Source organism: Streptomyces recifensis, assembly GCF_002154615.1.
Taxonomy (GTDB): domain Bacteria; phylum Actinomycetota; class Actinomycetes; order Streptomycetales; family Streptomycetaceae; genus Streptomyces; species Streptomyces griseoluteus.
On sequence record NZ_MUNH01000390.1, the window covers coordinates 1 to 22,831 of the forward strand.

Annotated in this window: 24 protein-coding genes and 1 tRNA gene; 16 read left to right on the top strand and 9 right to left on the bottom strand. The window is 72.5% G+C overall.

Going from position 1 to position 22,831, the window contains the following annotated elements:
• The 6 genes from CCN33_RS20265 to CCN33_RS20290 all read left to right on the top strand — a co-directional run.
• Positions 1-411: 2-C-methyl-D-erythritol 4-phosphate cytidylyltransferase (locus tag CCN33_RS20265; RefSeq protein ID WP_208621809.1), on the top strand; the 411-nt coding region annotated here is incomplete at its 5' end.
• Positions 401-895: a 2-C-methyl-D-erythritol 2,4-cyclodiphosphate synthase gene (ispF, locus tag CCN33_RS20270; protein WP_086694991.1), complete on the top strand. Its 495-nt coding sequence runs from the start codon at positions 401-403 to the stop codon at positions 893-895. The genes CCN33_RS20265 and ispF, both read left to right, overlap by 11 nt.
• 49 nt (positions 896-944) lie before the next feature.
• The gene (locus tag CCN33_RS20275) at positions 945-1,349 is read left to right on the top strand and encodes a PPOX class F420-dependent oxidoreductase (RefSeq protein WP_086694992.1); all 405 of its coding nucleotides are present in this window, start codon (positions 945-947) and stop codon (positions 1,347-1,349) included.
• A gap of 80 nt (positions 1,350-1,429) precedes the next feature.
• Positions 1,430-2,833: a cysteine--tRNA ligase gene (gene cysS / locus CCN33_RS20280; RefSeq protein ID WP_086695009.1), complete on the top strand. Its 1,404-nt coding sequence runs from the start codon at positions 1,430-1,432 to the stop codon at positions 2,831-2,833.
• Positions 2,834-2,920: 87 nt separating this feature from the next.
• On the top strand, positions 2,921-3,859 hold the full coding sequence (rlmB, locus tag CCN33_RS20285; protein WP_030804451.1) for a 23S rRNA (guanosine(2251)-2'-O)-methyltransferase RlmB: 939 nt from the start codon (positions 2,921-2,923) through the stop codon (positions 3,857-3,859).
• A gap of 128 nt (positions 3,860-3,987) precedes the next feature.
• Positions 3,988-5,685: a DoxX family protein gene (locus tag CCN33_RS20290; RefSeq protein WP_208621810.1), complete on the top strand. Its 1,698-nt coding sequence runs from the start codon at positions 3,988-3,990 to the stop codon at positions 5,683-5,685.
• Between the two features lie 67 nt (positions 5,686-5,752).
• On the opposite strand, the gene CCN33_RS20295 is transcribed toward CCN33_RS20290, so the two are convergent.
• The 3 genes from CCN33_RS20295 to CCN33_RS20305 all read right to left on the bottom strand — a co-directional run bounded on the left by CCN33_RS20295 (position 5,753) and on the right by CCN33_RS20305 (position 8,477).
• Positions 5,753-6,484, bottom strand: coding sequence for a nucleotidyltransferase family protein (locus tag CCN33_RS20295; protein ID WP_086694994.1), 732 nt, complete (start codon positions 6,482-6,484; stop codon positions 5,753-5,755).
• Positions 6,485-6,655: 171 nt separating this feature from the next.
• A complete protein-coding gene (locus CCN33_RS20300) occupies positions 6,656-7,135 on the bottom strand; it encodes a hypothetical protein (RefSeq protein WP_086694995.1) in 480 nt (159 codons plus the stop codon).
• A gap of 202 nt (positions 7,136-7,337) precedes the next feature.
• Positions 7,338-8,477, bottom strand: coding sequence for an ABC transporter ATP-binding protein (locus CCN33_RS20305; protein WP_086694996.1), 1,140 nt, complete (start codon positions 8,475-8,477; stop codon positions 7,338-7,340).
• A gap of 200 nt (positions 8,478-8,677) precedes the next feature.
• Between CCN33_RS20305 and CCN33_RS20310 the strand changes: the two genes are divergently transcribed.
• Positions 8,678-8,752: transfer RNA gene (locus CCN33_RS20310), tRNA-Thr, on the top strand.
• Positions 8,753-8,811: 59 nt separating this feature from the next.
• On the opposite strand, the gene CCN33_RS20315 is transcribed toward CCN33_RS20310, so the two are convergent.
• Positions 8,812-10,452 carry an FAD-dependent oxidoreductase gene (locus tag CCN33_RS20315; protein ID WP_086694997.1) on the bottom strand — a complete coding sequence of 547 codons (1,641 nt, stop codon included), beginning with the start codon at positions 10,450-10,452 and terminating at the stop codon, positions 8,812-8,814.
• Positions 10,453-10,652: 200 nt separating this feature from the next.
• Between CCN33_RS20315 and CCN33_RS20320 the strand changes: the two genes are divergently transcribed.
• From CCN33_RS20320 to CCN33_RS20350, 7 genes are read left to right on the top strand one after another with little or no spacing between them, the layout of a single operon-like run.
• Positions 10,653-11,738: a SchA/CurD-like domain-containing protein gene (locus tag CCN33_RS20320; RefSeq protein ID WP_086694998.1), complete on the top strand. Its 1,086-nt coding sequence runs from the start codon at positions 10,653-10,655 to the stop codon at positions 11,736-11,738.
• Between the two features lie 58 nt (positions 11,739-11,796).
• Positions 11,797-12,258, top strand: a complete 462-nt coding sequence (locus tag CCN33_RS20325; protein ID WP_229918926.1) for a cupin domain-containing protein — start codon at positions 11,797-11,799, stop codon at positions 12,256-12,258.
• Positions 12,255-13,514 (top strand): beta-ketoacyl-[acyl-carrier-protein] synthase family protein, encoded by a 1,260-nt coding sequence (locus CCN33_RS20330; protein WP_086694999.1) that lies wholly within the window; start codon positions 12,255-12,257, stop codon positions 13,512-13,514. Before CCN33_RS20325 ends, CCN33_RS20330 begins: the two co-directional genes overlap by 4 nt.
• A 7-nt stretch (positions 13,515-13,521) precedes the next feature.
• Entirely contained in the window at positions 13,522-14,760 is a 1,239-nt protein-coding gene (locus CCN33_RS20335) for a ketosynthase chain-length factor (RefSeq protein WP_086695000.1), read from the top strand.
• 24 nt (positions 14,761-14,784) lie between these two features.
• Positions 14,785-15,042, top strand: a complete 258-nt coding sequence (locus CCN33_RS20340; protein ID WP_086695001.1) for a phosphopantetheine-binding protein — start codon at positions 14,785-14,787, stop codon at positions 15,040-15,042.
• A 1-nt stretch (position 15,043) separates the two neighbouring features.
• A complete protein-coding gene (locus CCN33_RS20345) occupies positions 15,044-15,520 on the top strand; it encodes an SRPBCC family protein (RefSeq protein ID WP_086695002.1) in 477 nt (158 codons plus the stop codon).
• A 29-nt stretch (positions 15,521-15,549) separates the two neighbouring features.
• A complete protein-coding gene (locus CCN33_RS20350) occupies positions 15,550-15,873 on the top strand; it encodes a TcmI family type II polyketide cyclase (protein WP_030804500.1) in 324 nt (107 codons plus the stop codon).
• A gap of 87 nt (positions 15,874-15,960) precedes the next feature.
• Here CCN33_RS20350 and CCN33_RS20355 read toward each other — a convergent pair whose 3' ends face one another.
• From CCN33_RS20355 to CCN33_RS20365, 3 genes are all read right to left on the bottom strand, one after another.
• Positions 15,961-16,986, bottom strand: a complete 1,026-nt coding sequence (locus CCN33_RS20355) for a methyltransferase (RefSeq protein ID WP_086695003.1) — start codon at positions 16,984-16,986, stop codon at positions 15,961-15,963.
• A 59-nt stretch (positions 16,987-17,045) separates the two neighbouring features.
• The gene (locus tag CCN33_RS20360) at positions 17,046-18,113 is read right to left on the bottom strand and encodes a right-handed parallel beta-helix repeat-containing protein (RefSeq protein ID WP_086695004.1); all 1,068 of its coding nucleotides are present in this window, start codon (positions 18,111-18,113) and stop codon (positions 17,046-17,048) included.
• A 64-nt stretch (positions 18,114-18,177) separates the two neighbouring features.
• On the bottom strand, positions 18,178-19,032 hold the full coding sequence (locus CCN33_RS20365; protein WP_086695005.1) for an aminoglycoside phosphotransferase family protein: 855 nt from the start codon (positions 19,030-19,032) through the stop codon (positions 18,178-18,180).
• Between the two features lies 1 nt (position 19,033).
• Here CCN33_RS20365 and CCN33_RS20370 point away from each other — a divergent pair, with 1 nt between their 5' ends.
• The gene (locus CCN33_RS20370; protein WP_400907997.1) at positions 19,034-19,708 is read left to right on the top strand and encodes a rhomboid-like protein; all 675 of its coding nucleotides are present in this window, start codon (positions 19,034-19,036) and stop codon (positions 19,706-19,708) included.
• 14 nt (positions 19,709-19,722) lie between these two features.
• The gene (locus CCN33_RS20375) at positions 19,723-20,205 is read left to right on the top strand and encodes a GNAT family N-acetyltransferase (protein WP_086695006.1); all 483 of its coding nucleotides are present in this window, start codon (positions 19,723-19,725) and stop codon (positions 20,203-20,205) included.
• Here the strand turns inward: CCN33_RS20375 and CCN33_RS20380 are convergent.
• A complete protein-coding gene (locus CCN33_RS20380) occupies positions 20,194-21,711 on the bottom strand; it encodes an MFS transporter (RefSeq protein ID WP_086695007.1) in 1,518 nt (505 codons plus the stop codon). The genes CCN33_RS20375 and CCN33_RS20380 overlap by 12 nt on opposite strands.
• Before the next feature lie 77 nt (positions 21,712-21,788).
• Positions 21,789-22,763: a zinc-binding dehydrogenase gene (locus CCN33_RS20385; protein WP_086695008.1), complete on the bottom strand. Its 975-nt coding sequence runs from the start codon at positions 22,761-22,763 to the stop codon at positions 21,789-21,791.
• Positions 22,764-22,831: the final 68 nt, after the last annotated feature.

A 22,831-nucleotide genomic window follows, 5' to 3' on the forward strand; every position in this document is an offset into this window, starting at 1 on the left:
CTGGTGCACGACGCCGCCCGCCCCCTCGTCCCCGTCGACACCGTGGACACGGTCGTCGAGGCGGTGCGCGACGGCGCCCTGGCCGTGGTCCCCGCGCTGCCGCTGGCCGACACGGTCAAGGAGGTCGAGCCCGCGGCCGTCCCCGGCGAGCCCGAGCCGGTGCTCGGCACCCCCGTCCGGGCCCGGCTGCGTGCCGTGCAGACCCCGCAGGGCTTCGACCGGGCCACCCTGATCCGCGCCCACGAGACGGTCACCGAGGACGTCACCGACGACGCGAGCATGGTGGAGCGACTGGGCGAGCGGGTCGTGACCGTGCCTGGTCACGAGGAGGCGTTCAAGGTGACCCGGCCGCTGGACCTCGTTCTCGCCGAGGCGGTCCTCGCCCGCAGGAGGCTCAACGATGGCTTCTGAGACCCCCGCGCTGCCCCAGGTGGGCATCGGCACCGACATCCACGCCTTCGAGGACGGCCGCGAGCTGTGGTGCGCCGGGCTGAAGTGGGAGGACGCCGGGCCGGGCCTGGCCGGGCACTCCGACGCCGACGTGGTCGCGCACGCCGCCTGCAACGCGCTGTTCTCCGCCGCCGGCCTCGGTGACCTGGGGCAGCACTTCGGCACCGGCCGGCCCGAGTGGTCCGGCGCCTCCGGGGTCGTCCTGCTCACCGAGGCGGCCCGGATCGTGCGGGACGCCGGCTTCGCCATCGGCAATGTGGCGGTGCAGGTCGTCGGGCCGCGCCCGAAGATCGGCAAGCGGCGGGACGAGGCGCAGCGGATCCTCAGCGCGGCCGCCGGCGCACCGGTCTCCGTCTCCGGCGCGACCACCGACGGGCTCGGTTTCCCCGGCCGGGAGGAGGGGCTGATGGCGGTCGCCACGGCCCTCGTGGTGCGCGTGTCGTAGGGGCGTGCGAGGGTACCCGCACAGCCATCGTCGACCGAGGAGGATCTTCATGTCCGCAGCGCTGTCCGACCGGCTCAAGTCCCTGCTGGACACGCCCGTGTTCATCGTCGTCGGCACCATCCAGCCCGACGGCAGTCCGCAGATGTCACCGGTGTGGGTGAAGCGGGACGGGGACGACGTCCTGATCTCCACCACGGTCGGCCGGCGCAAGGAGAAGAACCTCAGGCGCGACCCGCGGGTCACCGTCGTCGTCACGGACCCGGAGAACCCCTACGAGTACGCCGAGATCCGCGGCACCGCCGAGCTGACCACCGAGGGCGGCCAGGCCCTCATCGACGAGCTGTCCCTGAAGTACACCGGCAAGAAGTACGCCGAGTTCAACCCGGCCTCCGCCAACGACGCCGAGCGTGTCGTCGTCCGCGTCACCCCGCGCAAGGTGGTCGGCAGCCTCTGAAGACCCGCAGGGGACAGCACGGAGCGGCGATGTCACCGTCCGGTGGCATCGCACGGCCCCGCTCCCACTACCCTGGTGTGGTGACCATTCGCCTGTACGACACCAGCGCCCGGCAGATCCGCGACTTCACCCCGGTCCAGCCGGGCTGTGTCTCGATCTACCTGTGTGGCGCCACCGTGCAGGCGGCACCGCACATCGGGCACATCCGCTCGGGCCTGAACTTCGACATCATGCGCCGCTGGTTCGAGCACCGCGGCTACGACGTGACCTTCATCCGCAACGTCACGGACATCGACGACAAGATCATCAACAAGGCCCACGAGCAGAAGCGCCCCTGGTGGGCCATCGGGTACGAGAACGAGCGGGCGTTCAACGACGCCTACGCCGCGCTCGGCTGCCTGCCGCCCACCTACGAGCCCCGCGCGACCGGCCACATCACCGAGATGATCGAGATGATGCAGGGCCTCATCGAGCGCGGCCACGCCTACGAGGCCGACGGCAACGTCTACTTCGACGTGCGCTCCTTCGACGGCTACCTGGAGCTGTCCCGCCAGGAGCTGGACAACCTGCTCCAGCCGTCCGGCGAGGGCGAGACCGGCAAGCGGGACCCGCGCGACTTCGCCATGTGGAAGGCGGTCAAGCCGGGCGAGCCGAGCTGGCCGACGCCCTGGGGGCCCGGCCGCCCCGGCTGGCACCTGGAGTGCTCGGCCATGGCGCACAAATACCTGGGCACCGTCTTCGACATCCACGGCGGCGGCCTGGACCTGATCTTCCCGCACCACGAGAACGAGATCGCCCAGGCCAAGGCGTTCGGCGACGAATTCGCCCGGTACTGGGTGCACAACGCCTGGGTGACCATGGCGGGCGACAAGATGTCCAAGTCGCTGGGCAACAGCGTGCTGGTCTCCGAGATGGTCAAGCAGTGGCGTCCCATCGTCCTGCGCTACTACCTCGGCACCCCGCACTACCGCTCGATGATCGAGTACAGCGAGGAGTCGCTGCGCGAGGCCGAGGTGGCGTTCGCGCGCATCGAGGGCTTCGTGCAGCGCGCCCTGGAGAAGGCCGGGGGCGAGGTCGAACCGGCCACCGAGGTGCCGCCGGCCTTCGCCGAGGCGATGGACGACGACCTGGGCGTGCCGCAGGCCCTCGCCGTCGTGCACACCACGGTCCGCCAGGGCAACAGCGCGCTGGCCGCCGACGACAAGGAGGCGGCCGTCGCCCGCCTCGCCGAGGTGCGCGCCATGCTCGGCGTCCTCGGACTCGACCCGCTGGACCCCGAGTGGGCCGGTGAGGGCGGCGAGCGCGGCGAAGACCTCCACGGTGTGGTGGACAGCCTCGTCCGGCTCGTCCTGGAGCAGCGCGAGTCCGCGCGCGGCCGCAAGGACTGGGCCACCGCCGACGCCATCCGCGACCAGCTCGGCCAGTCCGGCCTGGTCGTCGAGGACAGCCCGCAGGGCCCGCGCTGGAGCCTCGGCCCGCGCTAGCCGCACGGCTTGATCGAGTGTGCCGCCCGGCGATCCGGGCGGCACACTGCATACATACGTACGAACGCTTACGGAGACGGGTAACTCATGGCGAACAACCGCCGCATGTCAGGCAAGAAGGGTGCCCAGGTCGGCAGCGGCGGCCAGCGGCGCCGTGGCCTGGAGGGCAAGGGCCCCACGCCCCCGGCCGAGATGCGCAAGGGTCACGCCAAGCAGCGTGCCGCCGCCGCCAAGGTCCGCCGCGCCCAGGGCCGTCCGCCGCAGCGCAAGGGCGCCGGCCGCTCCTCCTCCGAGCTGGTCGTCGGCCGCAACCCGGTGTACGAGGCGCTGCGTGACGGCGTGCCCGCCACCATGCTCTACGTCCAGCAGTTCATCGACAACGACGAGCGCGTCCGCGAGGCCCTCCAGCTCGCCGCCGAGCGCGGCAACATCCACCTCATGGAGGCCCCGCGCCCCGAGCTGGACCGCATGACCAACGGCCTGAACCACCAGGGCCTCGTCCTCCAGGTCCCGCCGTACGAGTACGCGCACCCGGAGGACCTGCCCGCCGGTGCCTACGACAAGGGCGAGGACCCGCTGATCGTCGCCCTCGACGGCGTCACCGACCCGCGCAACCTGGGCGCCGTCGTCCGCTCCGTCTCCGCCTTCGGCGGGCACGGTGTGGTCGTGCCCGAGCGCCGCTCGGCCGGCATGAGCGCCGGTGCCTGGAAGTCGTCGGCCGGGGCGGCCGCGCGTACGCCGGTCGCCCGTGCCACCAACCTCACCCGGACCCTGGAGCAGTACAAGAAGGCCGGGATCACCGTGGTCGGCCTGGCCGCCGACGGCGAGGCCGAGGTGGGCGACCTGGCGGCGCTGTCCGGCCCGGTCGTCATCGTGGTCGGCAGCGAGGGCAAGGGTCTGTCCCGCCTGGTCGGCGAGACCTGTGACCACCGCGTCCGCATCCCCATGCCGGGTGGCGCGGAGTCCCTCAACGCCGGTGTCGCCGCCGGTGTCGTGCTGTACGAGGCGTCCCGCCGCCGCTCCTGAACGGCCGTTCGGCGATTCCCCCGGATGCGGTAATTCCGGGGGACGACCGGCGTTCACGACGACTTTGACGCGGCCCGGACACATCGGGCCGGTCAAGGCAGTGTCCTAACTCGGCGTCACTCGGTTAGATGAGTGTGGACACCAGAACACCCCGCACTCCCACGGGGGACCGCTCGTCGGGCTTCGACGACGCTCCCGCGCTGAGCATGGTGAAGGTGCCGAGCGATCCGGCGCAGGTCATCGTCAATCACGCCAGCTTCCGCGTGCAGTTGGGGACGGGGGGCAGGCGAACCCAGTCCCCGAGAATCGCCCGGCATCTGACCGCTCAGGACCCCGCGCGCATGTCCGCCGCGGGCCCGGCGGGCGGGGCCGCGGGCCGGCGCCGTCCGGTCGTCTGGAGCGGCCGGTCCGCGCCCGACGACACCGGCACCCACCGCCTGCTCCAGGCCGTCCGGGGCAGCAGCGTGCGCCATCCCGACGAACCTGCCGGTGCCACCCAGGTCATCCCGCGCCTCGACCCGGACCACACCGGCTACGCGGACGCCTACGACCGGCTCGACCCGACCGTCGAGACCCCCGTCCTCGGCCACCAGCGCACCGGCCCCGACGGCGGCACCCGGCTGCTGCCCCACATGCGTCCGGTCGGCAGCGCCTATGACGAGCCGCCGTACGGCGAGCCCCCGTACGACGAACCGGCCTACTCGAGCGACGAGTTCGACCCCGACGAGCCGACTCTCCGGCCTTCCGGCTCGCGGGCCGCCCGGCGCGGCGACGACCCGGCGCGGCACGCGTACTACCCCGGCCGCCGGATGAACCTCGGCGTGGTGCTGCTCCCGCTGCGCGTCTTCCTCGGCTTCATCTCGATCTACGCCGGCATGGGCAAGCTGTGCGATCCCGTCTACTTCGACGGCGGCGAGCGCGGCTCCATGGTCAAGTGGCTCAACACCCTGCACCCGTGGGACGTGGCGGAGCCGCTGCGCCAGTTCGCGCTGCACCACCCGGTGGGCTCCGGGCTGGTCATCGCCTTCCTCCAGGTCGTGGTCGGTGTGCTGACCATCCTGGGCTGCTGGCAGCGGGTCGCCGCGGTGGTGGGCGCGCTGCTCTCGGCCGCGCTCATCGTCACCGTGAGCTGGAAGACGGTCCCGGCGTACGACGCGCCCGACATCATCTACCTGGCCGCCTGGTCCCCGCTGGTCATCGCGGGCGCCCCGGTGTACTCCGTGGACGGCAGGCTCGCGGGCAGCGCCTGGCGCACGCTGGGCCCGCGCGCCGCCCTCTGGGACCTGCGCCGGTACGTGCTGCGCCGGGGCGCGCTGATCACGGCCGTCACCGTCGGGCTGACCCTGCTGGTCGGCTCGCTGCTCGGTGGTGCGGTGCGCGACACCGGCCGGGTGGTCGTGCCCGGTCCGGGTGAGGCGCCGCGCAACAACCAGCCCGGCTCGCCGCTGCCCTCGAAGCCCGGCGCTCCGCGCGGGCAGGCCAGCCCCTCGGCGTCCAGCTCGCCCACGGGCGGCGCCTCGGCGGGCGCGAGCCCGTCCGGCGCGGCCGGCACTCCCGGCGCGGGCCGCACGGCCGGTACGGCTCCCGCGGCGCCCAGCCAGACCCAGGGCACCACGGGCCAGGCTCCGCCCCAGCGGACCACCCCGACCACCGGGGGCGGCGGTGCCCCCAGCACCACGGCGGGGCCGACCAGCGCGGGCGGTACGGCGACCGGCGGCACCGGCTCGGGTACGTCGGGCGGCGGCACACAGTCGGGCGGGGGCAGCGACGCGGGTGGTTCCTCCACCGGTCAGCCCGGCCTGGTGGGCGGTCTGTTCGGCAACTGACCCCCCCGCGGCACGCCAAGGGCCCCGTACCTCGCGGTGAGGTACGGGGCCCTTCGGCGTGCGCCCGTCAGGCGCGGCCGGCGTCCAGCTCCTTGGCGGCCTCGGTCAGGTCCTTGACGGTGTCGATGGCCCGCCAGTAGGAGCCCTGGGGCAGGGGGAACCCGGCGAGCTTGCGCTCGCGGGCCAGGCGGGGGAACGTGGCGCGCTCGTGGTCGCCCCGGTCGGGCAGCAGGTCGCGGAACTCGGGGGAGAAGACGTACACACCGGCGTTGATCTCGACGGTGGACGGTGGCGCCTCGATGAAGTCGGTGATGTGCCCGAAGCCGTCCGTGCGCACGGCGCCCCAGGGGATGCGCGGCCGGGCCAGCGCGAGGGTGGCGACCGCGTCCCGCTCGGTGTGGAAGTCGGCCATGTCCCGCAGGGAGAAGCGGGTCCAGATGTCGCCGTTGGTGGCGTACCACGGCCGGTCGGGGCGGGGGAGGTGCGCGGCGGCGTACTTCAGGCCGCCGCCGCGGCCGAGCGGCTCGGTCTCCACGACGGTGGTGACGGACAGCGGCAGCTCGGCCGTGGCCAGCCACTTCTGGAGGACCTCGGCGAGGTGGCCGCAGGAGACCACCACGTCCGTGACGCCCTCTTCGGCCAGCCAGTTGAGCTGGTGGCCGATGATCGGGGTGCCCGTGCCGGGGATCTCGACCATCGGCTTGGGCCGGTCGTCCGTGTAGGGGCGCAGCCGGGACCCCTGGCCCCCGGCCAGGACAACGGCTTGGGTGGGGCGCGCAGCGACGTTCGGATGGGTCATGCCCCGAACTGTACGTGGCGCCCCGCCGGGGTCCAGGGGCGCGACAGGGCCGCTTGTGTGTGCCGGTCAGCCATGGGCGGGTCAGCCATGTGTCGATCCGCTGTGTGCGGGTCAGCTGTGTGCGGATCAGCCATGTGCGGATCAGCCGTGTGTCGGTGAGCTATGTGCGGATCAGCTGTGTGCCGCCAGCACACCCGTCGCGAAGGACGTGTCGCACACCGGGCGGGCGTAGGACTGGGCTCGGGAGGCGCCGTAGAGGCGGACCGCGGCCCTGCCCAGGGTGCGGGCGATGGAGGTGCAGTGCTCGGCGAGCGCGGGGTGGCCGTTGACCGCCTGCTGGAGGTGGGTGAGGACCACGCCGGGGTTCTTGTCCTGAAGCTCGCTCAGCAGCCGGTCGCGCAGGACGTCCTGGGGCGCCGCCTTCTTGGCGGTGACCGTACGGGCGGTGCCGGCCTTCGCGGGGGCCTGGGCGACGTCCGAGGCGGTGAGCACGGAGCCTTCGGAGTCCCCGGTCCAGTTGACCCGCGTGACCGCGAGGGTTCCGGAGAGCACCAGGACGACGGGCAGGACGAGGGCGAGAGTGCGGCCGATCCGGCGGGCAGGGCCGCCCCGGTGGCCGCGTCGCGTCTGAGGGGTGGTGGAGTGCGTCACGCGAGTGAGGGTAGCGCTCGGTGCTGATTTGGCGACATTTAGTCACCCTTACGGGGGATGAAGTCGCGCTGCTTTCTGGGTAGGGGGTTGACGTGGGGCGCCCGAATTGATCCCTGTGCCGGGATATCCGCCGAACCGTGCCGGGGTACGCGGAAGGGGGCCCCGCAGGACCCCCTCCCTGTGAACTGCCTGTGTTCCCCGGTCAGTCGGAGAGGCGCTCGCCCGTGGAGGTCGAGAACACGTGGATCTCGCCCGGCCGCGGCACGACGTGCAGCGTGGAGCCCTTCTCCGGCACCTGACGCCCGTTCACCCGGACGACGAGGTCCCGCACGTCACCGTCGACCTCGACGGCGCCGTACACGTACCCGTCGGCCCCCAGCTCCTCGACGACGTTCACCGAGACGGCGAGGCCGGCCGGGGCGTCGGCGCTGTCCTTGGTCAGCGTGGTGGCCGCCGCGCCGCCGCCCAGCTCGACCACGTCGAAGTGCTCGGGGCGGACGCCGACCGTCACGGTGGTGTCGCCCCGGTCGGCGGCGGCCGAGAGGGCGTCCCGGCTGACCGGCACCACGCTGTTGCCGAACTTCACACCGCCGTCGGTGATCGGCACCTCGACCAGGTTCATCGCGGGGGAGCCGATGAAGCCGGCCACGAAGAGGTTGGCGGGGCGGTCGTACATGTTGCGCGGGGTGTCGACCTGCTGGAGCAGCCCGTCCTTGAGCACGGCCACCCGGTCGCCCATCGTCATGGCCTCGACCTGGTCGTGGGTGACGTAGACGGTGGTGATGCCCAGGCGCCGCTGGAGGGAGGCGATCTGGGTACGGGTGGAGACGCGGAGCTTGGCGTCCAGGTTGGACAGCGGCTCGTCCATGAGGAAGACCTGCGGCTCCCGGACGATCGCGCGGCCCATGGCGACACGCTGGCGCTGGCCGCCGGAGAGCGCCTTGGGCTTGCGGTCCAGGTACTCGGTGAGGTCGAGGATCTTGGCGGCCTCCTCGACCTTCGCCCGGATCTCCGCCTTGTTGACGCCCGCGATCTTCAGGGCGAAGCCCATGTTGTCGGCGACCGTCATGTGCGGGTAGAGGGCGTAGTTCTGGAACACCATGGCGATGTCCCGGTCCTTGGGCGGCAGGTGGGTGACGTCGCGGTCACCGATGCGGATGGCGCCGCCGTTGACGTCCTCGAGCCCCGCGAGCATGCGGAGCGAGGTGGACTTGCCGCAGCCGGACGGGCCGACGAGGACGAGGAACTCGCCGTCCTCGATCGCGATCTCCAGCGCGTCGACGGCGGGCTTGGTGGAACCCGGATAGATCCGGGTCGCCTTGTCGAACGTGACAGTGGCCATGGTGAGGGGCCCCCTTCTACCGGCAGGAACGTGCCGGACGATCCGTTGTAGGAAGGTGGTTCATTGGTTCACCCAGGTGAACTGGCAGGACCGTACCCGTCCCCGACCTGCCCTGTCAGTACCTGGGCGCCCTCGAATTTCGCCCACCGCCCCACACCCCCGCATGGGTACACTGCACACACACGGGCCCACCGGCCCCCGCCTCCTTAGCTCAGTCCGGCCAGAGCAACGCACTTGTAATGCGTAGGTCGTCGGTTCGAATCCGACAGGGGGCTCCGTACGGCTAAGGCCGCCCGCACCTCGGGGTGCGGGCGGCCTTGGTGGTTCCCGGGGGTCAGGCCGGGGTCAGCAACGACGTCAGGGCCTCGCGGAGGACCGTGTCCGGGTCCGCAGCCGCGCTCGTGGTGCGCCAGGCGACGAAGCCGTCGGGGCGGATGAGGACCGCGCCGTCGGCGGTGGTGCCGTGGGCCTTCGCCCAGTCGGAGCCCTCGGTGTCGTAGGTGAGGTCGGCGTCCGGGCCGGGGCCGAGGCGGTAGGCGTCGAGGGCGACGCCGTCCTCCGCCGCGACGCGGCGGGCCGCCGCGTACCAGCCCGCGTCGTCGGGGGCGTCGGTGAGGAGGACCATGGAGCGCTCGTACAGGTCGAGGGTGGACAGCCGCAGGCCGCCCCGGCGGAGCCAGAGGTGGGGGGCGCGGCTGCCGGGGCGGCCGTCGAGGGCGAGCTCGTCCGGGACGACCTCGGCGTAGGGGTCGGCGCCGAGGACCGCGCCGGCCGGGTAGCGGTAGCCGAGGACCACGTTGAGGATGCCGCCGCGCTTGGCGCCGCCCACACCGGGGGCCGGGGCGAAGCCGGGGTGGCTGTGCTCGACGGAGCGGGCCGAGGCGCGGGCGCTGGTCGCGACCGCGACCGGGCGGCGCTCGGCACCGTAGGACTCCAGCAGGCCGGGGCCGGCCCAGCCGGAGAGCACCGCGGACAGCTTCCAGGCGAGGTTGTGGGCGTCCTGGATACCGGTGTTGGAGCCGAAGGCGCCGGTCGGGGACATCTCGTGGGCGGAGTCGCCGGCGAGGAAGACCCGCCCCGAGGAGTAGAGGTCGGCGACGCGTTCGGCGGCACGCCAGGAGGCCATACCGGTGATCTTCACGTCGAGTGTGTCCACGCCCACCGCCCGGCGGATGTGGTCGCGCAGCCGCTCCTCGGTGAAGTCGTCCAGGGTCTCGCCCCGCTCGGGGTGCCAGGGCGCGTGGAAGACCCAGTTCTCCTTGTTGTCCACGGGCAGCAGCGCGCCGTCCGCGTCCGGGTGGGTGAGGTAGCAGCAGATGAAGCGGCGGTCACCGACCACGTCGGCCAGCGCGCTGGACCGGAAGGTGACGCTGACGTTGGCGAACAGGTCACCGGGCCCGCTCTGCCCGATGCCGAGGGCACGCCGTACCGGACTGCGCGGGCCGTCGGCGGCGACGAGGTAGTCCGCGCGGACGGTGAACCGTTCCTCGGTGTTCCGGTCGAGGACCGTCGCCGTCACCCCGTCGGCGTCCTGCTCGAACGACTCCATCCGGTGGAAGTACCTCAGGTCGCCGCCGAGTTCGCGCGCGCCGTCCAGCAGGACCGGCTCCAGGTCGTTCTGGCTGCACAGGCACCATGCGGTGGGGCTGAACTTCGCCAGACCGCCGCCCGGGTCGATGTTCCGGAACAGCCACTCCCCGGCGTCACCCACAAGGGTGGGCGTCTGGAGGATGCCGTGGTTGTCGGCGAGGAGTGAGGCGGCCGCCTTGATGTCGGGCTCGACCCCGGCGACCCGGAACAGCTCCATCGTGCGGACGTTGTTGCCGCGTCCGCGCGGGTGGACCGAGGTCCCGGAATGCCGCTCGACGAGCATGTGCCGCACACCGAGACGGCCCAGGAACACGGACATGGACAGGCCCACCAGTGAGCCGCCCACGATGAGGACGGGGACCCGGTGGTCGGCTTTCTGATGCATCGAAGCCTCCAGTGGCTGGGGGTGGGCGCGCGGGGCGCCTGTGACTCTCCCTTCCCGGTGGCGGCACCTCCGCGTGACCAATCACCCACGTGGTTCACCGGAGTCGCGGGCTCGTGGAGCCCGGCACAGGATCAAGGAACGCTGCCGGGCCCGATCCAAGGCAGGCACCGGTTCTGCCCCGCGAAGGAGATGTGTGCAGGATGACCACCACGTCTGAACGTCCCTCAGAAACGCCGGCACGCGAGGTGTCCAGGCGTGTATCCCAGTCCGTGTTCGACGGCTCCCCGCTGCGGGTCGTCCTCCTGGTCGACGTGTACGACGGCGCGCAGCAGCAGTTCCTGGAGGCGTACGAGCAGCTCTGCTCCCAGGTCACCCAGGTGCCCGGTCACGTCAGCGACCAGCTCTGCCAGTCCATCGAGAACCCCTCGCAGTGGCTCATCACCAGCGAGTGGGAGAGCGCCCCGCCGTTCCTCACCTGGGTGAACAGCGAGGAGCACGTGCACATGGTGGAGCCGCTGCACTCCTGCGTGCGCGACACCCGTTCGCTGCGCTTCCACATCGTCCGGGAGACGGGCGGCCCGGCGGTCCCCGCCGAGTCCGCCCCCGGCCGCCGCCTTCAGGAGCACCCGCGCATCGGTGACGGAGTCATCCGGCACGCGCTCACCTTCACCGTGAAGCCCGGCACCGAGGAGAAGGTCGCGGCGATCCTCGCGGACTACGCCTCGCCGAAGGCCCGCGTGGACGACACCACGCAGCTCCTGCGGACCTCGCTGTTCATGCAGGGCAACCGGGTGGTGCGGGCCATCGAGGTGCGCGGCGACCTGCTCGCGGCGTTGCGGCACGTGGCCCGGCAGCCCGAGGTGCGGGCGGTCGAGGAGGCCATCAACCCCTATCTGGAGCAGGACCGGGACCTGAACGACCAGGAGTCGGCCCGGATGTTCTTCACCCGTGCGGCGCTCCCCGCGGTGCACCACGTGGTGACCGACGCGCACGCGGAGGGCACCCGCCTCGCGCTCTTCTACCCGGCCCGCCCCGGCCAGGGCATGCGGCTGGCCGAGCTGCTCTCCCAGCACGACCAGACCGCGGCGGACGACCCGGCGGGCGCGGTGCTGCGCAGCACGGTCTTCCAGCGCGACGAGGTGGTGGTGCGCCTGGTGGACGTACGCGGCAACAGCGTGGACACGCTGCCCGCCGACGCGGCCGCGGCGTCCGAGCTGCGCGCGCTGCTGGACGGCGACGCCGTCCGGATGGACCTCGTCACCGACCGCCGCGCCTCGGGCGCCTGATCCGGTGGCCGCCTCTCACCCCGCAACCGCCGACGCGGCACATCCCACGGAGGAAGCTGTGATCCAACACCGTCCCAAGATCATCGACCTTAAGGACACCGAGCACAACACCCGGCGCGGCGGCGACCTGCGCGCCATGCTGACCCCGGCGACGGTCGGCTCCACCAGCGGTTTCATGGGCGTGGCCATCGTGCAGCCCGGCGACCGCATCGGTGAGCACTACCACCCGTACTCCGAGGAGTTCGTGTACGTGATCTGCGGCCGGCTGGAGGTGGACCTCGACGGTGAGGCGCACCCCCTCAAGCCGGAGCAGGGCCTGATGATCCCCGCCCACATGCGGCACCGCTTCCGCAACGTGGGTGACGAGGAGGCCCGCCTCGTCTTCCACCTGGGTCCGCTGGCCCCGCGTCCGCAGCTCGGGCACGTGGACACCGAGGAGACGGACGTCATCGGGGCCGCCGCGGTGGTGACCGAGGCCGGTGGTGCCGTGGCCGCCGGCCGGGACCAGGTGCGCTCATGACCCGGCGGGTGGCGGTCACGGGCATAGGCATCGTGGCTCCGGGCGGGATCGGTACGCCCGCGTTCTGGGACCTGCTGTCCAACGGCCGGACCGCGACGCGCGGCATCACCTTCTTCGACCCCTCGGGGCTGCGTTCCCGGATCGCCGCCGAGTGCGACTTCGACCCGCTGGCCTACGGGCTCGACGCCGAGCAGGTGCAGCGGGCGGACCGGTACATCCAGTTCGCGCTGGTGGCCGGCGACGAGGCGGTGCACGACTCGGGACTCGACCTGGCGGCCGAGGACCCGTGGCGGATCGCGGTGTCGGTCGGCACCGCGGTCGGCGGCACCACCCGGCTGGAGAACGACTATGTGCTGGTCAGCCATGGCGGCCAGCGCTGGGATGTGGACCACACCCAGGCCCGGCCCGAACTGCACCGGGCGTTCTCGCCCAGCACGGTCGCCTCGTCGGTGGCCGAGCGGTTCGGCGCGCGGGGCCCGGTGCAGACGGTGTCCACGGGCTGCACCTCGGGCCTGGACGCCGTCGGGTACGCCTTCCACACCGTGCAGGAGGGCCGGGCGGACATATGCCTGGCCGGTGCCTCCGACTCGCCGATATCCCCGATCACGATGGCGTGCTTCGACGCGATCAAGGCGACGTCCCCGAACAACGACGACCCGGCGCACGCCTCCCGCCCCTTCGACAACAACCGTGACGGGTTCGTCATGGGCGAGGGCGGCGCGGTGCTGGTGCTCGAGGAGCTGGAGCACGCCCGGGCCCGCGGTGCGCACGTGTACTGCGAGCTGAGCGGGTACGCCACGTTCGGCAACGCGTACCACATGACCGGTCTGACCCCCGAGGGCCTGGAGATGGCCCGTGCGATCGAGACCGCCATGGACCAGGCCCGGATCGACCCGACCGCGATCGACTACGTCAACGCGCACGGTTCCGGCACCCGGCAGAACGACCGCCACGAGACGGCCGCGGTGAAGCGGGCGCTCGGGCAGCACGCCTACGACACCCCGATGAGCTCCATCAAGTCGATGGTGGGGCACTCCCTCGGGGCGATCGGGGCCATCGAGGTGGTGGCGTGTGTGCTGGCGCTCGCCAAGCAGGCCGTCCCGCCGACCGCGAACTACGAGACCCCCGACCCCGAGTGCGACCTGGACTACGTCCCGCGCGAGGCACGGGAGCGGAAGCTGAACGGCGTGCTCTCCGTGGGCAGCGGGTTCGGCGGTTTCCAGTCCGCGGTGATCCTGACCCGGCCGAGGGAGTGAGGACACGATGAGCGCAACCGAGGAACGGCGTGCGGCCGTCACCGGTATCGGGGTGGTCGCGCCGAACGGCATCAGCACCGAGACCTTCTGGAAGTCCACCCAGGAGGGCATCAGCGTCCTGGACCGGGTGACCCGCGAGGGCTGCGAGGACCTGCCGCTGAAGGTGGCGGGCGAGGTCCGCGCCTTCGACCCGGCCGTGGTCGAGGAACGCTTCCTGGTGCAGACCGACCGCTTCACGCACTTCGCCATGGCGGCGGCGGACCTGGCTCTGGAGGACGCCCGCCTGGGCCAGGCGGACACCGCGGCGGACCCCTACTCCATCGGGGTGGTCACCGCCTCCGGCTCCGGCGGCGGCGAGTTCGGCCAGCGCGAGCTCCAGCAGTTGTGGGGCAAGGGCAGCCGGTTCGTCGGCCCGTACCAGTCCATCGCCTGGTTCTACGCGGCCAGCACCGGCCAGATCTCCATCCGGCGCGGCCTCAAGGGGCCCTGCTCGGTGGTCGCCTCCGACGAGGCGGGTGGTCTGGACGCCCTCGCGCACGCCGCCCGCGCGGTCCGCCGGGGCACCGATGTGATGGTGGCCGGCTCCACCGAGGCGCCGCTCGCGCCGTACTCGGTGGTCTGCCAGCTCGGGTACGGGGAGCTGAGCGGGGAGAGCGACCCGACGCGCGCGTACCGCCCCTTCACCGACGCGGCGTGCGGGTTCGTGCCCGCCGAGGGCGGGGCGATGCTCGTCGTCGAGGCGGAGCGGTCCGCGCGGGAGCGCGGGGCCGAGGTCCGGGCGTACGTCGCGGGACACGCGGCGACGTTCACCGGGGCCTCCCGCTGGGAGGAGTCCCGCGAGGGGCTGGCGCAGGCCGTCCGGAACGCGCTGGCGGAAGCCGGTTGCGCCCCGGAGGAGGTCGACATGGTCTTCGCCGACGCCCTCGGGGTGCCGGAGGCGGACCGTGCCGAGGCGCTGGCACTGGTGGACGCGCTCGGTGACCACGGGCGCCGGGTGCCGGTGACGGCACCGAAGACCGGTATCGGCCGCGGGTACTGCGCGGCACCGGTGCTGGACGTGTCGGCGGCGGTGCTGGCGATGGAGCACGGCCTGATCCCGCCGACGCCGAACGTGGTGGACGTCTGCCACGACCTGGATCTCGTGACCGGGAGCGCCCGCGTGGCCGAGCCGCGCACGGCGCTGGTCCTCAGCCGGGGCCTCATGGGGTCGAACTCGGCGCTGGTGCTGCGGCACGGCGACCGATAGGCGAACAGCAAAGGAGAGAACGGCATGAACGCGCAGATCACCGAAGAAGAACTGGCCGCCCTCATGAAGAAGGCGGCGGGCATCACCGTCGCCCCGGAACTGCTGCGGAAGCAGCCCGCGACCCCCTTCGAGACGCTGGGGCTCGACTCGCTCGGCCTGCTGGGCATCGTCGGCGAGCTGGAGAACCGGCACGGCACCCCGATGCCCCCGGACGCCGAGCGCTGCAAGACGCCGCAGGCGTTCCTCGACCTCGTCAACAGCGCACTGATGGCAGGAGCCTGACATGGCCGGACACACCCGGAACGAGATCACCATCGCCGCTCCGCTCGACCTGGTCTGGGACATGACCAACGACCTGGAGAACTGGCCGCAGCTGTTCAGCGAGTACGCGTCCGTCGAGGTCCTCAAGCGGGAGGGCCGCAAGACGACGTTCCGGCTCACCATGCACCCGGACGACAACGGCACCGTGTGGAGCTGGGTCTCCGAGCGCGAGCCGGACCGCGAGAACCGCACCGTCCGCGCCCGCCGCGTGGAGACGGGCCCCTTCGCCCACATGGACATCCACTGGGCCTACGAGGAGGTGCCCGGCGGCACCCGGATGGTGTGGACGCAGGACTTCGCCATGAAGCCCGAGGCGCCGGTCGACGACGAGTGGATGACCGACAACATCAACCGCAACTCCAAGGTCCAGATGGCGCTCATCCGGGACAAGATCCAGCAGGCCGCCGGGGACCGCCCCGCCCCGGCCCTGGCCGACTGACCGGCGAGCGGGAGAAGAGGACACCTGCCATGCACCAGGGACTGATCGTGGCCCGGATGGCACCGGGCTCCGCCCAGGACATCGCCAAGATCTTCGCGGAGTCGGACCGGGGCGAGCTGCCGCACCTCGTCGGGGTGCGCCGCCGCAGCCTGTTCCAGTTCGGCGATGTGTACATGCACCTCGTCGAGTCGGACAGCGACCCGGCCCCGGCCATCGCCAAGGTGGCCGGCCACCCGGAGTTCCGTGGGATCAGCGAGCGGCTGTCGGCGTACGTCAGCGCGTACGACCCGGAGACCTGGCGCTCCCCGAAGGACGCGATGGCTGAGCGCTTCTACGTGTGGGAGCGCGACTAGCCGTCCGGCTCCTGCGGAGAAGACCACCGGCCGCCGGGCCCGCAGCGTCGCGGGCCCGGCGGCCGGTTCCGCCGTAGGGGGGCCGCGTCAGCCGGCGACGTGGCACTCGAAGGCGTGCAGGTACGGGTTGACCGGACGGATGTCGTCCACGACCAGGCCCGCCGAGGTGAGCCGGCCGACCATGGACTCGGTGGTGTGCTTGGCGCCGCCCACGTTCAGCAGGAGCAGCAGGTCCATCGCGGTGCTGAAGCGCATCGAGGGGGTGTCGTCCACCAGGTTCTCGATGACGATGACGCGGGTGCCGGGGCCGCCCGCGGCGGTGACGTTGCCGAGCAGCCGGGCGGTGCTCGCGTCGTCCCACTCCAGGATGTTCTTGATGACGTAGACGTCGGCCTTCACCGGGACCGAGGCGCGCACGTCGCCGGGCACGATCTCGGCGCGGTCGGCGAGGTCGCCGGTACGCAGCCGGGGCAGGGCGTTCTCGACCACGCGGGGCAGGTCCAGCAGGCTGCCGCGCATCGTCGGGTACTTGTCCAGCAGGCAGGCCACCACATGGCCCTGGCCGCCGCCGAGGTCCGCCACCGAGGAGGCGCCGGACAGGTCGAGCAGGGCGGCGACCTCGCGGGCCGACTGCTCGCTGGAGCGGGTCATGGCCTGGTTGAAGACGTCCGCGGACTCGGGGGCGTCCTCGTTGAGGTAGGTGAAGAACTCCTTGCCGTAGAGGGACTCCACGACGTTCTCCCCGGTGCGCACGGCCTCGTCCAGCCTGGGCCAGGCGTCCCAGGTCCACGGCTCGGTGCACCACAGGGCGATGGCGCGGAGGCTGTTGGGGTCGTCCTCGCGCAGCAGCCGGGACATGTCGGTGTGCGCGAAGGTGCCGTCCGGGCGCTCGGCGAAGACGCCGTAGCAGGACAGGGCGCGCAGCAGCCGGCGCAGCGGCTTGGGCTCGGTCTTCACCGAGGCCGCCAGGTCCTCCACGGGCTTGGGGTCGTCACCGAGGGCGTCCGCCACGCCGAGCCGGGCGGCGGCCCGGACGGCGGCGGCGCAGGCCGCCCCGAACACCAGCTCGCGCAGGCGCATGGGGGGCGGTGGGGCTGTCTCAGCGGTCGTCATCTGCCGCCCTTTCTCGTTCTTCGGCCTTCTTCGGTCATCGATGGGCAGCGGGCGGGCGGTCAGCACAGGCCCGCGGGCTTCGAGGCCCGGCAGGAGTTGCGCGCGAAGCTGTTGCCCTTGCCCGTGTCGGTGTTCACCAGGTCGGCGGGGGCGTTGGCCGACAGCGTGTTGCCGTCGACGCGGTTGTTGTCGCCGGTGGCGCCGACCATGCTCTTGAAGAGCACGATGCCGCCGGAGAAGGGGGACTTGCCGGCGTTGCCGCGCACGTAGTTGCCGGTCACGCGGGTCTTCTCGACGCCGGTCAGTACGATGCCGGAGCCTTGGAGGGCGGGCAGGCGCGCGGTCTTCGGGCAGAACTTGTTGTTCTCCAGGACCCGGTTGCGGGCGACGGTCAGGTGACCGGCCTTCGGGGTGTTCTCGTCCCCGACGACGAAGACACCGGCGCAGTTGCCGCGGATGCCGTTGTCCTGGACGTTCACGTTGCGCAGGCGGCGGACGGTGACGCCGATGCGGTTGTCGTCGAGGCGGTTGTGCTCGACGAGGGTCCGTCCGGCGTCGTACGCGCCCCCCTCCTCCTTGATGGTGTTGGCGAGGAAGATTCCGGCGTCGCCGTTGCGCGCGGCGACGTTCTCGCGGAACACGCCGCCGGTGGAGCGCTCCTGGGCGATGCCCCAGGTGTCGTTGTCGACGGCGTGCACATGGCGGACCGTCATGCGGTCGGTCGCCATGCCGAAGATCCCGGCGCGGGTGAAGCCGGTGACGGTGAGGTCCGCGACGGTGACGCCCTCCACGTTCCTCGTCTTGGTGCCGAGGACGCAGATGCCGGCGCCGTTCTTGGCGCAGCCGTTGGCGTCCTTGCCGGTCTTGACGGCGGCGGGCCTGACGATCGTACGGGCGCCCGCGCCGCGCAGCGTGACGCGGTCCGTGCCGATCAGCACGCTCTCGTGGTAGGTGCCGGCGAGCACCAGCACGGTGTCCCCGGCCCGCGCGGCGTCGACGGCCTTCTGGATCGACTCGCCGGGACGGACCACGAGGGTCTGGTGAGCGGCGGCCGCCGGGACCGCCCCTACTCCCGCGCTCACGAGCGCCGCGCCACAGGCGAGGTATGCGAGGTGACATCTCTTCATACCGCGTACGGTATGACCGTTAAATCCGTTATCCCGCGCGATGGTCCGTCCGGGGGCGTGTCTGTCAAAGGGCTCGCAACGCCCGCCCCACGGCGAGCCGTACGTCGTCCCGGGGCCGCCCGGCCCCGCCCTCCTCCAGTTGCCACAGCCGGTTCTGGAGCACGCGGGCCAGCGTCCAGGCCCGCGCCCGTTCCCGGTCCAGCCCGAGGGCGGCGGTCAGCGCGTCGAAGCGGCGGCGCGTGTCCGCCGGGTCGTACCGGTTGGCGAGCGCGGGGAGCAGCTCGAAGCCGGGGTCGCCGGCCAGCGGCTTGGGGTCGATGGCCAACCAGGGCGCGCGGGCCGCGGCGAGGACGTTGTCGTAGTGCAGGTCCCAGTGCAGCAGCCGGTCGCCGGGCTCGTCCGCGACCTCGCCCAGAGCGGCCGCGCAGTCCCGCAGCAGGCGCCGGGTGCCGGGATCGGGTTCCGCGCGGAGGGCCCGCGGGAGGCGGGCCGTCATTCCGCGCGCCATGTCACCCAGTCGGCGCAGCCCCGGCGGGGCGGGGTGGGCGGTGAGCCGGGCGAGCAGTGCGCCCAGGACGTCGACCGCCTCGCGGATGTCGGGGAGCGCGGAGAGGGGGCGGTGCTCGTCCAGCCGTTCCAGCAGGAGGGTGCCGGTGGGCGGGTCGTGCGCCAGCAGGCGTACGGCGCCGTCTCCGGCCCAGGTGAGCAGGGCCGTGGGCTCACCCGCGCTCTCCTCGTCCAGGTGCTGGACCTTCAGCGCCGCCGGGGTGCCGTCGGCGGCGGTCACCGGGAGTACCAGGGCGGCGATGCCGGACAGGTACGGGCCGTCGGCACGCAGGGACCAGTGGGTCAGGAAGCGGTCCGCCCGGCGGATCAGGGCACGGCGGTCGGAGGGCGGGGTGGGCACCCCGGTGACCATACTGGCGGGTGTGAGACGGGGTGCCGGTTTGGGGCGAGCGGGTCGGGCGGTGGTGGCCTACGTGCGGTCCGCGCCCGGGACCTATGTGTGGCTTGCCATTCTGTTTGTCACCACTGTGGCTCTGCACCATATGTCGCCCGAGTTCGAGAAGGAGTTTCTGCGGCAGCGGTCCACGAACATCCACGAGTTGTCGCAGAACCCGGTGCGGGTGCTGGTCACGAGTGGGATGTGGATCGACGGGGAGCACTGGCTGCCGTATGTGGCGGCGTACAGCGTCTTTCACGCACAGGTGGAGCGGTGGGTGGGGACGGCCCGGTGGGTCGTGGTCTGTGTGGCCGCGCATGTGCTGGCGACACTGGTCAGTGAGCTGGCGCTGCTGCGGGCGATAAACGACGGGCATGCCCCCGCCTCGGCCGTGAACACGCTGGACATCGGGGTCAGTTACGCCCTCGCGGGGGTCATGGGTGTGCTGACGTACCGGATCGCGGCGCCGTGGAAGTACGCCTACCTCGCGGTGCTGCTCGCCGTGTACACCGCCCCCCTGGTCGGCGGCCGGACCTTCACCGACGTCGGGCACGCCCTGGCCGCGCTGATCGGGCTGGCCTGCTATCCGCTGGTGCGGGACCGGGGGAGTGCGGGAAAGCCGTTCCGGAGTCCGGCCGCGCCGTCCGGCTGACTACGCTGCCGGGCATGATCCGTACCGCGCGCCCCGACGACGTACCCGTCATCCACACGATGATCCGCGAGCTGGCCGAGTACGAGAAGGAGCCCGACGAGGCGCGGGCCACCGAGGCGCAGCTGCGGGAGGCGCTGTTCGGCCGGCGCCCGGCGGCGTACGCGCACCTCGCGGTGGACGACGCCACCGGCGAGCCCGCCGGCTTCGCGCTGTGGTTCCTGAACTTCTCCACCTGGCGCGGTGTGCACGGCATCTACCTGGAGGACCTGTACGTACGCCCCACCGCACGCGGCGGCGGCCACGGCCGCGCCCTGCTCACCGGGCTGGCCCGGATCTGCGCCGAGCGCGGTTACGAGCGCCTGGAGTGGTCGGTGCTGAACTGGAACCGCCCCGCCATCGGCTTCTACGAGAAGCTCGGCGCCCGCCCGCAGGACGAGTGGACCGTGTACCGCCTCACCGACGGGGCGCTGACGGACCTGGCCCGCTCAGCCGACTGACTCCCGTACCTGCGCCTTTCCGGGCACCCCGTGCCGGGGCGGCTTCGCCGTGACCATCAGGCCCGCGACCACCGCGGCCAGCAGCATGACCGCGGCCGCCCACCAGATGGCCACCGTGTAGCCGTGCACCACGCCCGCCGGGACCACGGTGGCGCGGTCGGCCGGCCCGCGCAGGTGGGCGGTGACATAGGCGGCGGCGCTGGTGGTGGCGACGGTGTTGAGCAGGGCCGTGCCGATGGAGCCGCCGACCTGCTGGGCGGTGTTGACGGTCGCCGAGGTGACCCCGGAGTCGCGGGGGGCGACCCCGGCCGTGGCGGTGGCGAACACCGGCATGAAGGTGAGGCCCATGCCGAGCCCGAGCAGCAGCAGCGCGGGCAGGATCTCCGAGGTGTACGACGAGTGCACCGTCATCCGCGTGAGCAGCAGCAGCCCCGCACAGGCCAGCAGCATGCCCGGCACCATCAGCAGGCGCGGCGCCACCCGGTTCAGCAGCCGGGCGGATATCTGGGTCGACCCGATGATGATCGCGGCGGTCAGCGGCAGGAAGCCGAGGCCCGCCCGGACGGGGGAGTAGCCGAGGATGACCTGGAGGTAGTAGGTCATGAACAGGAACAGCCCGAACATGCCGATCACCGCGAGCAGCATGGTGAGGAAGCACCCCGCACGGTTCCGGTCCCGCACGATGTGCAGCGGCAGCAGCGGGTCCGGCGCCCGGTTCTGCCACCACACGAACATCGCCAGCAGCACGATCCCCACCGCGAACAGCGCCAGCACCAGAGGATCGGTCCAGCCGCGCGGCTCGGCCTCGCTGAACCCGTACACGACGGCCACCAGCCCGCCGCAGCCGAGCACCGCGCCGGGCACGTCGAGCCGGGCGGTGCCGCCGTGGCCGGGCCGGTCGTGCAGCAGGGCGAAGGCGCCGAGGACGGCGATGATCGCGATCGGCACGTTGACGTACAGGCACCAGCGCCAGTTCAGGTACTCCGTGAGCAGGCCGCCCAGGATGAACCCGATCGCCGAGCCGCTGCCCGCGAGCGCGCCGTAGATCCCGAACGCCTTGCCGCGTTCGCGCGGGTCGGTGAACGACGTGGTGAGCAGGGACAGCGCGGAGGGCGCGAGGACGGCGGCGAAGACGCCCTGGAGCGCGCGGGCGCCGAAGAGCATGCCGGAACTGCCCGCCGCGCCGCCCAGCGCGGAGGCCAGCGCGAAGCCGATCAGCCCGATGACGAAGGTGCGTTTGCGGCCCACGAGGTCCGCGATCCGCCCGCCCAGCAGCAGAAGCCCGCCGAAGGCGAGCGTGTAGGCCGTGATGACCCACTGCCGGTTGCCGTCGGACATGTGCAGGGCGGCTTGCGCGGAGGGAAGGGCGATGTTCACGATCGTCGCGTCCAGCACCACCATCAGCTGGGCCAGCGCGATCACGACGAGGCCCCACCAGCGGTGGGGATCGGCTGCCTCGGCTCCGGCGGGGACCGGACCGCGCTCACCCGTTCGGCCGATGCTCATCTGGCCAGAAGACCACGTATCGGGGCGGGTCGCATCCGCGTCGGAGGGCCCGCGCCGACCGGCGCCGTAACGGTTCCTCATGGTTCGAGCACCACCTTCCCGACCGTGCCGCGCGTCTGGAGCGCCCGGTGCGCGGCGGCCGCCTCGGCGAGGGGGAACCGGGTGACGGCCGGGCGCAGCCGTCCCGCCGCGGCCTCGGCGAGGGCCCGCTCTTCCAAGGCCCGCAGACCGCCGCCGCGCCGGAGCATTTCCGGGCCGAGCACGGACTCGGACACCCCCTCCGTGAAGTGGCCCCGCGCCCCGTCCCCGATGCCCTCGGCGGACCAGCCGAAGACCAGGTGCCGGCCGTCCGGACCGAGCAGGGCGACGGCCTCGCGGGCGACCTCGCCGCCGACCCCGTCGTAGACGAGCGTGGCCTCCCTTCCGTCCAGCCACGCCCGCACCTCGGCGGGCCAGCCGGGGCGGGTGTAGTCGACCGCGAGGTGGGCGCCGTTCGCCCGTACCCGTGCGGTCTTCCCGGCGCCGCCCGCCAGTCCCACCACCGTCGCCCCGGCGTTTCGCGCGTGCTGCACGAGCAGGGTGCCGATGCCGCCGGCCGCCGCCGGTACGACCACCACCGACGCCGGGCCCGGCTCCGCGAAGCCCGCGATGCCGAGCGCGGTGCGGCCGGTGCCGATCATGGCGACGGCCTCGGCGAAGCCCAGGCCCTCCGGCACCGGGTGCAGCCGGGTCGCGTCGGTGACGGCGAGTTCGGCGTACCCGCCGGGGGCGAAACCGAGGTGGGCGACGGCCCGGCTGCCGAGCCACGCGCCGTCCACGCCCTCCCCGAGCGCCTCCACCACCCCGGCGACCTCCCGGCCGGGCACGGTCGGCAGTGCGGGCAGTGCGGGCAACGGCCCCTGCCGTCCCTCCCGCAGGGCCGTGTCCAGCAGATGCACCCCGGCCGCCGCGACCGCGATCCGCACCTGGCCGGGACCGGGGGCGGGGTCGTCGGTCTTCTCGTACGTCAGGTTCTCGGCCGGCCCGAAGGCGTACAGACGGACGGCGTGCATGGGACCCCCAGGTTCGACGTTTCTCCGCTTCCGGAAAGCCCACTCTTCGACCTCAAGCGCGCTTGAGG